A 12,927-nucleotide genomic window follows, 5' to 3' on the forward strand; every position below is an offset into this window, starting at 1 on the left:
CTTTTCCGGCTTTTTCCTGTGCTTTCTTCACACGGGGGGGGGTGGGTCGTTCGGTGGTGGGGTGGCATGTTGTCCTGTTCCTCCTCTGCCCGACGGCCGCCCCCCGGCACCCGTCTCTTCTCTTCTGTGCGCCTCATCCTCGACACCTTCGGCATCGCGCTGCCGGTCGAGGCCCCCCTCACCGCGCATCAGCACGGACCACCCCGAAACACCCCGCCCGCGCAGAAAGTCGGCCCGGCCGACTTCCCGCGCACACCAAACCGGACACCCACATAGAAAGTCGAATGAACCGACCACCCCATGAGATCCATCACTTCGGACCGAGCAAGCACTCGGACAGGAAGTCGGCCGAGCCGACTTCCGATGCACCTCAGAAGCGCCGGCATCAAGATGCCAACCAACGCGAGAACGCCGTCCAAATCAAACGACACCAACACGTGCACAAAATGTCGGCTGGTTCGACTTCTCACGCTGGTTCCCGCGCAGCCTTGCGACCAGCTTGGCCAACGGGGACATCCATGGCACCAGCCCATGCGGGCGGTCGATCCAGTCGACTCCGCACAAGTCCCCACCCGTCGGCACGGGCTACCCCAAGGCGCCCAGCTACGCGGGATGCGCATGCAGAGCCTCGAATGAACCAGCTACCCGTGCGATCCATCACCTCGGGGCAAGCAAGCACTCGTACAAGAAGTCGGCGGGCCCGACTTCTGACGCATCCAAAAATGCTTCCCCCATGACACCCACCAGCGCGAGAACCCCGTCGAACTCAAGGCACCCACACCCGCACAGGAAGTCGGCTGGGTCGACTTCTCAAGTTACGGCTCCCAGCTCAGAGGGTGGCTGCTGAACTTGGTTGGAGCGCGAGTTGGAGCGCGGGCCGCTCGCCCACGGCTGGGCGGATCAGCGGTGGACACTCGCGCGGATCAAGACCGTGATCGGTCGGCTGTTCCACGTCTCCTACACGGTCGAGGGAACCTGGCGGCTGCTGAAGCGGCACGGTTGGGTTGGCAGCAGCCCGCCCGGCGAGCGATCGAGCGCGATGACGACGCGGTCGAGGTGTGGAAGAAGGAGACCTGGCCGCGGGTAAGAGCACCGCGGCGGAGTGCGGTGCCTGGATCGTCTTCGAGGACGAGGCCGGGCAGTCGATCACTCCGCCGCGCGCCAGGACCTGGGGCCGAATCGGCCAGACCCCTGTCGTGAGAGTCCGGGGCCGCGGCTCCGGCCGCGTATCGATGGCGGGCATGGCCTGCTACAAACCGGGCGAGCAGTCCCGGCTGACCTACCGGGTCCGCGAGTACCGCGGCCGCAAGGACGAACCGAAGGGCTTCGGCTGGCACGACTCCCGGGACCTGATCGTCCGCGCCCGCATCCAGCTCGGCGGCCCGATCGTGCTCGTCTGGGCAACGTCCGCCTCCACCTGACCGCCGGCATGAAGGACTTCAACGCCGCGAACGCCGAGTGGCTCACCGTGTTCCGGTTGCCCACTCACGCACCTGACCTGAACCCGCAGAAGGGCATCTGGTCGCTGGTCAAGCGCGACATCGGCAACCTCGCCGCGGCCGACCTCAGCAAGATCACCCGAGCAGTGAAACGTCGGCTCAAGAAGATCCAGTACCGCCCCGAGGTGATCGAGGGCTGCCTTACGGGCACCGGGCTGGCCTTCGAAGCGTGAGTACAGGGCCGCAGACCCTGTTCGAGCGCCGATGAGGAAGGATGCGGCCAGACCAGCACACGAGAGCGAGGGCGGAGTGACCGAACCGGACGCGGTGGACCTGATCCACCTGGAGGACCCCGATGGCGACTAGTGCATCGTGCGCGTCACTGGTCGCCGACCCGGTCGGCCGACGAGCCACGGCTCCTGTCGATCATGCTGCGACCGGCGGCTGTGACGGCGTCCTCGCTCGGGCGGGGGTTCCAGCCCAGGACGTCGCGAGCCTTGTCGGTGGAGAAGCGGCGGGCATAGCCCAGGTCGCGAAGGGCCGAGCGCAGCGCGGGGTTGGTGGCGGCGCCGGCCCGTACGGTGTCGTCGGGGATGACCTCGGTCGGCACCCGGGCTGCGGCCCGTCCGAGCCGTGACCGCAGGATCCCGGCGATCTCCTCCATCTTCAGCGCGGGGTCGCTGCCCAGCAGGAGTCGTTGGCCGGCCGCGGCGGGCGCGGTCATGGCGGTGACGTGTGCCGCGGCGATGTCGCGCACGTCGACCACGGGGAAGTACAGGTTCATCAGTCCGGGCATCTGGCCGGTGAGGAGCCGCTGGACAACGCGGTTGGCTCCGGAGACCTCCGAGCCCAGCACAGGGCCCATCACGGCGACCGGGAGCAGTGTGGTCAACTCCATCGCGTCGCCGTCTGCGGCGACGAAGTCCCACGCCGCACGCTCGGCGAGGGTCTTGCCGCGGCCGTAGGCGTCGGTGCCGGGCCCGTCCAGGACGGTCCAGTCCTCCTCGGTGAAGACGTGGTCGTCGTGCGGGTGCCCCCAGGCGACCGCATGGAACGCCGAGGTGAGGACCACACGTGCCACGTTCGCGTCGCGTGCCGCCCGCAGTACCCGCAACGTGCCCTCACGGGCGGGGACGATGACCTCTTCCTCGTTCTCCACGTGTCCTGGCATGACCGGTGAGGCCACGTGGATGACACGGTCGATGCCGTCGAGCGCCTCGGTCCAGCCCTCGTCGCGCGTCAGATCAGCGGCGACGAACTCAAGGCGGTCGCCGGCCGTCATGCCGGCCTCGCTCAGCGAGGCGCGCACGGCCTTCTCCCGGTGCAGCGACCGGACGGTGGACCGCACCCGATGCCCGCGGGCCAGGGCCTCAAGGACGACATGCCCGCCGATGAAACCTGACCCCCCGGTCACCAGGACGCTGTGCTGGGACATCCCGTCACTCCTTGCGTTCAAAGTTGCTTGGCCACGGGGCCGAAGCATCGTGGTCGGCTGCCGCGCCAGGGTCGATCCTTCTGCGGCTCTCGTTCGTCCAGCGTGCGGACGCACGGCAAGGCACAGCCAGTGCCCTTCCGACACTGGTAGTGCCAGGGACAGGCAGGACACCGGGTCGGCTGCCTAGGCTGGTGGCCATGGACAGGGAGCAGAATCTGCTCGGCGAGTACCTGCGTGCCCGCCGCGAACTCGTCACCCCCGAAGAGGCCGGCATCCCGGTCCACGGGCAACGGCGCGTCCCGGGGCTGCGCCGGGAGGAGGTCGCCATGCTCTCGGGCATCAGCGCCGAGTACTACCTGCGCCTTGAACAGGGCCGTGACCGAAACCCCTCGCTCCAGGTGCTCCAGGCCATCGCTCGGGTGCTGCGCCTGGACGACGACACGTATCTCCTGGGCCTCGTGGCCGGCAGTCCACGACGCAGGAATCGGCGCCCGCGGCGCGAAGTCGTGCCGCCCAGCACGGCCCGCCTGGTCGAGGCCCTCCACCTGCCAGCGTTCATCGAGGGCCGCTACCTCGACGTGTTGGTCGCGAACCCGCTGGCCACCGCCTTCTCGCCCCGTCTGACGGCAGGACGCAACCGGCTCAGGGATCTCTTCCTCGACCCGGCCGAGGCGGCGATGTTCCCCTCGTGGGAACGAACCACCGCCGGTTTGGTCGCGAGCTTCCGCAACTCGGTCGGCACCGATACCGACGACCCGCGCGTGATCGAGCTGGTCGGGGAACTCTCCGTAGCCAGCCCGCACTTCCGCCGGCTGTGGGCCCGCCACGACGCCGGCAACCGCCGTACCACCGCTACGATCACCTTCGCCCATCCCCAGCTCGGCGCCATCACCCTGGACCGCGAGAAGCTGCTCGTCAATGGGACCGACGGCATCATGCTTGTGATCTACCATCCGGAGCCCGGCTCGGAAAGTGCCGACAAGCTCGGCCTACTCGCCTCCGCGTCGCTCCAACCCGCCACACCCGGACCGACTCGGGCCCCCTCTGATTCAGCCCGGCCCAGTCGAGCACCTGCCGACGGCAGCGGCCACTGACCCTCCTGGCTACGTGAGGCCTCAGGCGATCTTTGACCGGATGTGGTCGGTTCGTGCTTGACCGTTCGCGGGTGGGCGGAGCTGAACGACGCTCCCGGAGCGACCACCCGTCGCCTGCTCGGCCCACTGCCTCGGTCCATGGTGGACGAGAACCACCCGGCCCCCGGTACGCCTTCAGCGGGGGAGCCGGGCGGCGGCGTCGCGGGCGCTGGGCCGGGCGTCGGCGTTGCGTGCGCTCGTGGTGGCGCTCGGCGGGCGGGTGCCGGTGCTGGTGGTGCTGGCGGCGACGCCGTGGCTGCTCGGGCGCGGCGCGCTGACGGCGGGCGAGCTGCTCTGCGTCGCGACCTATCTGCTGCAGCAACTCGACCCGGCGGTGCGGACGTTGGCCGGTACGGTCGGCGGCTGGCTGCTCAACCTCGCGGTGGTGCTGGACCGTCTGGCGGCGGTCACGACCGACGGCGAACCGTCCGGTACGACGGATGCACGGCAGGGGCGGGGCGGCCCCGTACCGACGGCGGCGGCCGGCGGGGAGGTGCGGTTGTGGGGTGTCCGGTTCGCCCACGGCCCCGCTGCCGCACCGGTGCTCGACGGGCTGGACGCGGTGTTCCGCGCCGGGGAGCACATCGCCGTCGTCGGGCCCAGCGGGACGGGCAAGTCGACGTTGGCGGCGCTGCTGGCCGGGCTGGTGGTGCCGACGACGGGGACGGTCAGGGCACCGCCGGCCGCGCTGCTGCCGCAGGATGCGCATGTGTTCCCGGCGACGGTGCGCGAGAACCTGGCCTGGCCGGCGTCGACGGTTGACGACGGCCGGCTGGCCGAGGCGGTGCGGCGGCTGGGCGCCACGGAGTTGGTGGCGCGGCTGGGCGGGCTGGCGGGCAGGGTGGGCGATCCGGGTGAACTCTCGGCGGGCGAGCGCCAGCTGATCGCGCTGGTGCGGACGTACCTGTCGCCCGCGCCGCTGGTGGTGCTGGACGAGGCGACCTGCCACCTGGACGCCGCCGCCGAGGAGCGGGTGGAGCACGCCTTCGCCGCCCGGCCCGGGACCCTGGTGGTCGTGGCGCACCGGATCAGTTCGGCCCTGCGGGCGGACCGGGTGCTGCTGCTGGACGGTGGGCGGGGTGTGCTCGCCCGGGACGGTGACCTCCAGGTGCTGTCGCCGCTCTACCGGGAGTTGGTCGGGCACTGGCTCGGGGCGGCGTCCGCGTCCCGGCCTCGATAATGATCTCGTCCGTCCCGGCCGTTAGGGTGGCCGGGGCACGGGCCGCGATCACCGGCCGCGGGCGCGTACCGGGCGCCCGCTCGGGGAGCCGGCCGTGCGCCGCAGGCGCCGAACGGCGCCGCTGACCCGCCCCCTCGCACGGAAAAGACGATTCCCATGTCCGACACCCTCACCGACACCACCGGACCCGCCATCGGGACCGACGCCGACGAGAAGTCGGCCGAGTACTTCTCGCCGCACGGCCGCCACCGCGGCGCGACCGCGGCCGACGACACGCCCGAGTCCGACCCGCACGGCCGCCACCGCGCGTCCGGCGCCCGGGGCTGAAGCGGCCGAAGGGCCGAACAGCCGACCAGCCGAAACGGCTGACGGGAGCCGAACGTGAGGGCCCGCCGGGAACGCACCCGGCGGGCCCTCCCGCCCCGGCGCCGGAGCGTCACCCGCGCAGCGCGACCACCGTTCGCAACGCCTCGCCGCTGCGCATCTGTGCGATCGCCTCGTTCACGTCCGCCAGTGCGACCCGGTGCGTGACCATCCCGTCGAGGTCGATCCGCCCGGCCCGCCACAGGTCCACGATCAGCCCGATGGTCCGCGCCACCGGCGCCCCGCCGTACAGCGAGGGCAGCAGGCGCTTCTCGTTGAAGAACAGCTCGCCCATGCTGAACTGCGCCCGGTCGTCCTGGGCGCCGGCCCCGATGACCACGACGGCGCCGCCGCGCCGGGCCGCGTCGTAGCCGGCGCGGACGGTGGCGGAGCGGCCGACCGCCTCGAAGACGTAGTCGAAGCCGCCGCCCGGCAGGCCCTTGGCGAAGGCCTTCAGCTCCTCGGGCGCGATCGCCTCGGTGGCCCCGAAGGCGAGTGCCCGTTCGCGGCGCGACGCCACCGGGTCGACGACGGTGATCCGGGCCGCGCCGCAGACCCTGGCGCCCTGGACGGCGGCCACGCCGACGCCGCCGGCGCCGATCACCGCGACGGAGGCACCGGGCTCGACCCGGGCGGTGTTGACCGCGGCGCCGATGCCGGTGGTCACCCCGCAGCCGATCAGCGCGGCGGCGTCGTACGGCAGGTCGGCCGGCACCTTGATGACGGCGTCGGCGGCGACCACGACCTCCTCGGCGAAAGCCCCGGTGCCGTAGAAGCCGGAGGCCTCGGCGCCGCCCTCCGCGAGCCGGAACCCGGGCGCGCCGAGCCGCCGCAGGCTGGCGATGCACAGGTGGCCGCGGCCGTGCTCGCAGTGGGCGCAGCGGCCGCAGGGGGCCATCCAGCAGAGCACCACGCGGTCCCCGGGGGCGAGTCCGGTGACGCCCTCGCCGACCTCGACGACCTCGCCGGCGCCCTCGTGTCCGGGGACGAACGGTGCGGGCTGCGGCAGGACGCCGCTCATCGCGGAGAGGTCCGAGTGGCACAGGCTGGCGGCGTGCATCCGGACGCGTACGGTGCCCGGTCCGAAGCCGATCGCGGTGACGTCCTCGCGGACGTCGAGGGTGTCCTGGCCGGTCTTGTGCAGGACGGCTGCGCGCATGGGGCTGCTCCCGGTGTGCCTCGTGTGGCTCGTGTGGCTCTCATGTAGCTCGATGTAGCTCGTGTAACCCGTGCCTCGGTCCGAACGGCGGTCGGGCCGATTCTGGCACGGGCGGCCGGACGGGACTAGAACGCGTTCCAGAACGTGGGGTCCGCCGAACCGGCGCAAGCGCCGCAGCCGCCCCGGACCTGCGAAAATCCGGTGCACGCCGGACCGGCCCACGCCATGATCTCCGCCGTGACCACCTCCGCTGACCCATCCTCCGGCAGACCCACCCACGGCTCTCCCTGCCCCGGGTGCGGCGCCGCGCTGACGGCCGACCCCCGCTTCACGGCCTGGTGCCCGGCCTGCGACTGGAACCTCCTCCCCGGGCAGGCCGGCGCCGCCGCACCGACCCGGCGCGAGCGGGCCAGGGCCGCCCGCACCGACCGGCTGTTCGAGGAGCAGGCCGGGGGCGGCGACTCCCCCACCGCCCGCTCGGACTGGCTGCTGGCCTCCGCCGCCGCCAGCCTGGTCCACCTCGTCACCGTCGGCCTGTTCTCCCTCGCGCTCTGGCTGCTCGTCACCGGCAACGCAGTGCAGCGCTGCACCGGAGCGGTCGTGCTGGTGATCGTCGTCGCCCTGCGGCCGAGGCTCGGCCGGGTGCCGCGCGACGAACACGTCCTCGACCGCACCGGCGCACCGGCCCTGTACGGGCTGGCGGACCGGGTGGCCGCCGGGGTCGGCGCGGCGCCGGTGGACGTCATCCAGCTCACCGCCGGGTTCAACGCCTCGTACGGGCTGGTCGGGCTCCGCCGCCGGGCCGTCCTCCAGCTCGGTCTGCCGCTCTGGGAGGTGCTGGACGACCGGCAGCGGATCGCCCTGCTCGGCCACGAGTTCGGCCACCGGGTCAACAGCGACCACCGGCGTTCGTTCTGGCTGCACAGCGCGGTCGCGGCGCTCGCGGCCTGGTACGACATGGCGCGCCCGGGCCACCCACGGCACGGTTAGGGCATGCGGCTGGAGTACGGCGGGCCGGGCGGGCGCAACTACGACGGGATCCCGCTGCTGCTCCGGCTCGGGGCGATCGTCGGCATGACCCTCCTGCGCGCCCTGGCCTGGCTGCTGCTCCAGGGCCTGCGGCTGTTCGACCGGCTGACCCTGCGGGCCGGCCAGCAGGCGGAGTACCGGGCCGACGCCCTGGCCGCCCGGGTCGGCGGCAGCGAGGCGGCCCGCGGCATGCTGGCGGCGCTGCTGCTCGGCGGGTCGGCCGACACCGCCATCGACCGGATCCGCGCCGAGGAGCGCCGGCGTCCCAGGGTGGTGCGGCGCGGGCGGGAGCACCGGCCGCGGCCGGCCGTACCGGGGTCAGCCGTACCGGGGTCGGCCGAACGGGAGGCGGCCGCACCCGAGTTGCTCTGGGAGCGGCTTCGCGAGCAGCTCGCCTCCGTCCCCGCCTCCGAACACGAGCGCCTGCTGCGGCTCAGCGAGCGCGAGCGTGCCGCCGTGGACGCCTCCCACCCGCCGACCCACCTGCGGATCGCCCTGGTCGAGCGCGCCGGGGCCCGGCCGGCCGCCGTCACCACCACGGCCGCCGAGGCGGAGGCGATCGCCGCCGAACTCGCCCCGCACCGGGCGCGGATCGCCGCCGACTTCCTGAGCGGCTGATCAACGCCCGCCGATCCCCGCACCCCCTGCCTCCGCCATCACCCTGCCGCCATCGCCCTGCCCCCGCCGCCCGCGCTACCGTCGAGTAGGGTCCCGACGACGCCCGCGCGCCGCGCCGGACCCCCCACCCGAGCCGTACGACCCCGAGGAGCACCGCATGTCCGACCTGCTGGAGAGCGCCCGCCCGGCGCCCGAGGTGCTGGCGGCGTTCGAGGCGGCCACCGGGTTCATGCCGGTGGACGAGGGCCTGGCGCTCTACGCGGCGGCTGTGGCGGCGGCCCGCGGGACGGGGCTGCCGGTACTGGAGATCGGCACCTACTGCGGCCGCTCGGCGATCCTGCTGGCCGCGGCCGCCCGCGAGACCGGGACGGTCGCTCTGACGGTCGACCACCACCGCGGCTCCGAGGAGCAGCAGCCCGGCTGGGAGTACCACGATCCGACTCTGGTGGATCCGGCGGTCGGGCTGATGGACACCCTGCCGCGCTTCCGCCGCACCCTGCACGCCGCCGGGCTGGAGGACCACGTGGTCGCGCTGGTCGGCCGGTCGCCGCGGATCGCGGCGTTGTGGGGCCGACCGCTGGGCCTGGTGTTCATCGACGGCGGGCACACCGACGAGCACGCCACCGGCGACTACGAGGGCTGGGTTCCGCACCTGACGCCGGAGGGCCTGCTGGTGGTGCACGACGTGTTCCCGGACCCGGCGGACGGCGGCCAGGCCCCGTACCGGGTGTACCTGCGGGCGCTGGCCGACGGCTTCCAGGAGGTCTCGGTGACCGGCTCGCTGCGCGTCCTGCGCCGCGCCGCCGCCTGAGCGGATCTCCCGCGCGGCTCGGCGCGGATGTTTTAACGTCGTGCCGGAGCCGTCAGGCGGGGGTTCAAACGGTACGGTGTCCGCGCAGCTACCAGGCGGCTGCGCCGGACAGCCGCACCGGGCGGCGGCACCGGACGGCGCGGGGGGCAGCACCAGGCAACAGCACCAGGCAGAGCACCGGCGGAGCGTGGGGGCCAGCGGCAGATGACGGACCAGCAGAACACCGCTCCGGCGGTCTGGGACCCGACCGCGCGCGGCGGCGCCGGCGGCTGGGTCCGCAACCCTCAGCGGCAGGACACCGAGCCCGCCGCCCAGCCACCCCAGGGCGCCCAGCCGACCCCGGCTGCCCGAAGCACGCAGCCGCCCGCGCCCGGCCCCGTCGCGCAGCCCCCCGCCGCCGGGGCCGTGGGCGACCAGGGCCCGCCGCTGGGCGGCCGCCCGTACCTCTCCACCGCCCCCGGCTTCGGCCCGCTCGGCTCCGAGCCCGCGCCGGGCTCCGGGGCGCCCACGGCAGCGTTCCCGACGGTCGTCCCGCCGTCCCAGCCCGCTGCCCAGCCCTTCCCCGGCCACGCGCCCCCGCAGGACCGCGGCACCCAGGGAGCGCCGACGACGCCCGGCCCCGGCTACGTCTACCCGCCGCCCCCGGCCGCCGTGCCGCAGCCCCCGTACGCGACGGCCCAACCGTACGGCGCCCAACCGTACGAGGCACGACCCGCGTACGAGGCGCAGACTTCCCACTCCGCGCAGCCGGACTACCCGACCCACCACCCGGCCCCCCACGAGGACGACCGGGACCGCCCCGGCAAGGGCAAGGCCCCGCTGCTGATCGGTTTCGCCCTGCTGCTGGTGCTGGCCGTCGGCGGCGGCCTGCTGTACGCGAGCCAGGGCGGCGACGGCGCGGGCGCCCGGGCCGCGGCCACCCCGACCGCCCCCGCGGCCGGCTCCGGGAATCCGCAGCCCGCCCCGGCGCCGACCGGTACGGACGGCGCGCCGAGCGGCGCCCCCAGCACCCCGGCGGACGGGAGCCCCTCCCCCACCGCGACCGGCCCCGGCCCCAACGCCCAGGCCCAGGCACAGGCACTGGACGGTCTGCTGAGCGAGGGCGAGAACGCCAAGGCCCCGATCGGCAGCGCCGTCGCGAAGGTGAGCAGCTGCCCGTCCAAGGCTGACATCGAGAGCGCCGCCCAGGTCTTCGACAACGGGGCCAAGCAGCGCGACGGCCTGCTGACCAAGCTCGCCAAGCTGAGCGTCACGGACGTGCCGGGTGGCACGGACGCGGTGAACTCGCTGAAGTCCGCCTGGCAGCTGTCCGCCGACATCGACCGGGCGTACGCCAGTTGGGCGCGCGCCGTCGCCAAGCAGGGCTGCTCCGGCAGGGCCCCGACCACCGCGGACAAGACCCACGCGGACGAGCTCAACCCGCAGGCCACCCAGGCGAAGACGGACTTCATGACGAAGTGGAACCCGATCGCGGGCAGCTACGGCCTCACCGCGCGGACCCAGGACAGGATCTGAGCGACCCGTGACCGGTACCACCCCCCGACCGCCCCGCCGCCGTTCCGCCCTGCTGCGCGCCACCACGGTGGCCGCGGTCGTCCCGCTCTGCGCGGCGGGCTGGTTCGGCTGGCGCGCGCTGGACCACTCCTCCCCGGCAAGCGCGACGGCCGCGCCCCCGCCCGGGGCGGTCCGGTCCGCCACCCACGGCCCGGCCACGCCCGAGGCCCCGCCGACCGACGGCACGCCCACCCCGGCCCCGCCCACCCCGCCCGCGACACCGCCGCCCACGTCCACGGCAACCTCGGCCGGCGCCGACCTCACCGGCCGGACCGTCGTGCTGGACCCGGGCCACAACCCCGGCAACTTCTCCCACGCCACCGAGATCAGCCGTCAGGTGGACATCGGCAACGCCCGCAAGGAGTGCGACACCACCGGCACCGAGACCGACGCCGGGTACACCGAGGCCGACTACACCCTGGACGTCTCCCGCCGGGCCCGCGCCCTGCTGGCCGCCCGGGGCGCCAAGGTGGTGCTGGTGCAGGACGGTGACCGCCCGTGGGGCCCGTGCATCGACGAGCGGGCGCGGGCGGGCGCCGACGCGCACGCCGACGTCGCGGTCTCGGTGCACGGCGACGGCGGCCCGGCGAGCGGCAGCGGCTTCCACGTGATCACGCCCGCCAGGGTGGTCGCCGGTAAGGCGGACAACTCCGCGATCGTCGAACCCTCGCGCCGGCTCGGGCTGCTGCTGCGCGACCGCTTCCACGCCGCGACCGGCGAGCCGTACGCCGACTACGTCGCCGAGCAGGGCCTGGACACCCGCTCCGACCTGGGCGGCCTCAACCTCTCCGCGGTCCCCAAGGTGTTCATCGAGTGCGGTAACATGCGCAACTCCGCGGACGCCCGGCGGATGACGGACCCTCAGTGGCGCCAGCAGGCCGCCCAGGGGATCGCCGACGCGCTGGCCGCCTTCCTGAGCGCTCAGTGAGCGGGCCCGGCGGGGGAGTTGGAACGAGCAGGTCAGGTGGACGACACCCCGCCCGGCGCGCACCGTTTGCAACGACTTCGACCCGTTCCCGGTCCCGCCGTGCACCGGCGGCACGGTTGGGCCTAGGCTTCTGGTCCGTTCGGGAGTTTCGGCCGGTCGGCCCGACCGCACGAATCACCGTCCACGACACGTCAACGAGGGGAACGTAAGTGAATCTGCGCGCTCTCACCAGGGGAGACGCCGCCGTCGCAGGCGCGGCCGTCCTGCTCTTCATCGCCTCCTTCCTGCCCTACTGGACCGTGGACTGCAGCGGCCCGTACTGCGGGGACACCTCGCAGAACGCGTGGAGCACCCAGCTGTTCCCCATCCTGCCCTCGATCTACCTGCTGGGCATCGCCGCAGCCGTCCTGATCCTGGTGCAGCGCTTCCAGGGCCCCGCCGCCACCAACCGCCAGGTGCTCGGCCTGCGGCTGGACCAGTGGGGCATCGCGTTCGCCGTGGCGGCGCTGTGGACCTCGGTCTGGGCGCTGGGCGGCGGTCCGACCGGCGCCCGCCTCAGCCACGGCTTCGGTGCCTGGCTCGGCCTCATCTCGCTGATCGTGCTGGCCGGTGCCGCCGCGGCCGCGCCGCTGGTGCCGGCGCTGAAGGCCCCGCTGGTCACCGACCGTCCGGCCGTCCCCTACCAGGGCGGCTACCCGGTGCCGGGCCAGCCCGGCCACCCGGGCGCCCCCGGTCAGCCCGGCCAGTACGGCTACCCGGCGCAGGGCCACGACCCGGCCTTCGGCGCCCAGCCGGCCGGTGGCTACGGCTACCCGGCCGCCGGCCAGCCACAGCCGGGCCAGCCCGCTCAGGCGGTCCTCGGCCAGCCGCAGGACGCCGCCGTCCCGCAGCCGTCCCCGGCCGCCCAGCAGGCCGCCCCGGCGGCGGACTTCCAGCCGTACTGGTTCGCCGTCCCGGCCCCGCGCCAGCTGGCCCCGAAGGACAACCCGGCCGGCGCCCCGGTCGGCGAGGTCGTGCCGGGCACCTGGTACCTGGCCGTCGAGCAGCGCGGCAGCGCGCTGGTCGCACAGCTGCCGGACGGTACCCACGGCCTGCTGACCGACACCTCGGGCCTCCAGCGCGGCTGACACCCCTCGTTCGAACGCCGAAGGGGGGGGGGGGGGGGGGCGTCCCCCCCCCCCCCCGGCCCCACCCCCCCACCCCGCACGCCTCACCCCTCCCCCGCCCCTTCCCCGTCCCTCCGGGTGGGGTAACTTCTCAGGGGGGGGGCCCCATCCC

General features: G+C 73.9%; 11 protein-coding genes and 1 pseudogene. 10 read left to right on the forward strand and 2 right to left on the reverse strand.

The annotated features are described in order from the left end of the window. Positions 1-853: 853 nt before the first annotated feature. Positions 854-1,672, forward strand: a pseudogene (locus tag ACZ4WV_RS04920) (IS630 family transposase); the annotation flags it as partial. A 146-nt stretch (positions 1,673-1,818) separates the two neighbouring features. On the opposite strand, the gene ACZ4WV_RS04925 reads toward ACZ4WV_RS04920, so the two are convergent. Further along, on the reverse strand, positions 1,819-2,874 hold the full coding sequence (locus ACZ4WV_RS04925) for an SDR family oxidoreductase (protein WP_465742830.1): 1,056 nt from the start codon (positions 2,872-2,874) through the stop codon (positions 1,819-1,821). Positions 2,875-3,071: 197 nt separating this feature from the next. Here ACZ4WV_RS04925 and ACZ4WV_RS04930 point away from each other — a divergent pair, with 197 nt between their 5' ends. The 3 genes from ACZ4WV_RS04930 (at position 3,072) to ACZ4WV_RS04940 (ending at position 5,514) form a co-directional block, all read left to right on the forward strand. Continuing rightward, a complete protein-coding gene (locus ACZ4WV_RS04930; protein WP_465742832.1) occupies positions 3,072-3,968 on the forward strand; it encodes a helix-turn-helix domain-containing protein in 897 nt (298 codons plus the stop codon). Between the two features lie 226 nt (positions 3,969-4,194). Beyond that, a complete protein-coding gene (locus ACZ4WV_RS04935) occupies positions 4,195-5,187 on the forward strand; it encodes an ATP-binding cassette domain-containing protein (protein ID WP_465742834.1) in 993 nt (330 codons plus the stop codon). Positions 5,188-5,343: 156 nt separating this feature from the next. Next, the gene (locus ACZ4WV_RS04940; protein ID WP_465742836.1) at positions 5,344-5,514 is read left to right on the forward strand and encodes a hypothetical protein; all 171 of its coding nucleotides are present in this window, start codon (positions 5,344-5,346) and stop codon (positions 5,512-5,514) included. 109 nt (positions 5,515-5,623) lie between these two features. On the opposite strand, the gene ACZ4WV_RS04945 is transcribed toward ACZ4WV_RS04940, so the two are convergent. Beyond that, positions 5,624-6,709 carry an alcohol dehydrogenase catalytic domain-containing protein gene (locus ACZ4WV_RS04945; protein ID WP_465742838.1) on the reverse strand — a complete coding sequence of 362 codons (1,086 nt, stop codon included), beginning with the start codon at positions 6,707-6,709 and terminating at the stop codon, positions 5,624-5,626. 237 nt (positions 6,710-6,946) lie between these two features. On the opposite strand from ACZ4WV_RS04945, the gene ACZ4WV_RS04950 reads away from it, so the two are divergent. The 6 genes from ACZ4WV_RS04950 to ACZ4WV_RS04975 all read left to right on the forward strand — a co-directional run bounded on the left by ACZ4WV_RS04950 (position 6,947) and on the right by ACZ4WV_RS04975 (position 12,776). Next, complete coding sequence (locus ACZ4WV_RS04950; RefSeq protein WP_465742839.1) at positions 6,947-7,699, forward strand: M48 family metallopeptidase; 753 nt, start codon at positions 6,947-6,949, stop codon at positions 7,697-7,699. 3 nt (positions 7,700-7,702) lie between these two features. Continuing rightward, the gene (locus tag ACZ4WV_RS04955) at positions 7,703-8,356 is read left to right on the forward strand and encodes a hypothetical protein (protein WP_465742841.1); all 654 of its coding nucleotides are present in this window, start codon (positions 7,703-7,705) and stop codon (positions 8,354-8,356) included. A 157-nt stretch (positions 8,357-8,513) separates the two neighbouring features. Then, entirely contained in the window at positions 8,514-9,167 is a 654-nt protein-coding gene (locus ACZ4WV_RS04960) for a class I SAM-dependent methyltransferase (RefSeq protein ID WP_465742843.1), read from the forward strand. Between the two features lie 204 nt (positions 9,168-9,371). Then, positions 9,372-10,682: a hypothetical protein gene (locus ACZ4WV_RS04965; protein ID WP_465742845.1), complete on the forward strand. Its 1,311-nt coding sequence runs from the start codon at positions 9,372-9,374 to the stop codon at positions 10,680-10,682. 7 nt (positions 10,683-10,689) lie between these two features. Then, a complete protein-coding gene (locus ACZ4WV_RS04970) occupies positions 10,690-11,649 on the forward strand; it encodes an N-acetylmuramoyl-L-alanine amidase (protein WP_465742847.1) in 960 nt (319 codons plus the stop codon). A 209-nt stretch (positions 11,650-11,858) separates the two neighbouring features. Continuing rightward, complete coding sequence (locus ACZ4WV_RS04975; RefSeq protein WP_465742849.1) at positions 11,859-12,776, forward strand: hypothetical protein; 918 nt, start codon at positions 11,859-11,861, stop codon at positions 12,774-12,776. The last annotated feature ends 151 nt before the right edge of the window (positions 12,777-12,927 follow it).

It is taken from the genome of Kitasatospora sp. NPDC029312 (assembly GCF_055569215.1).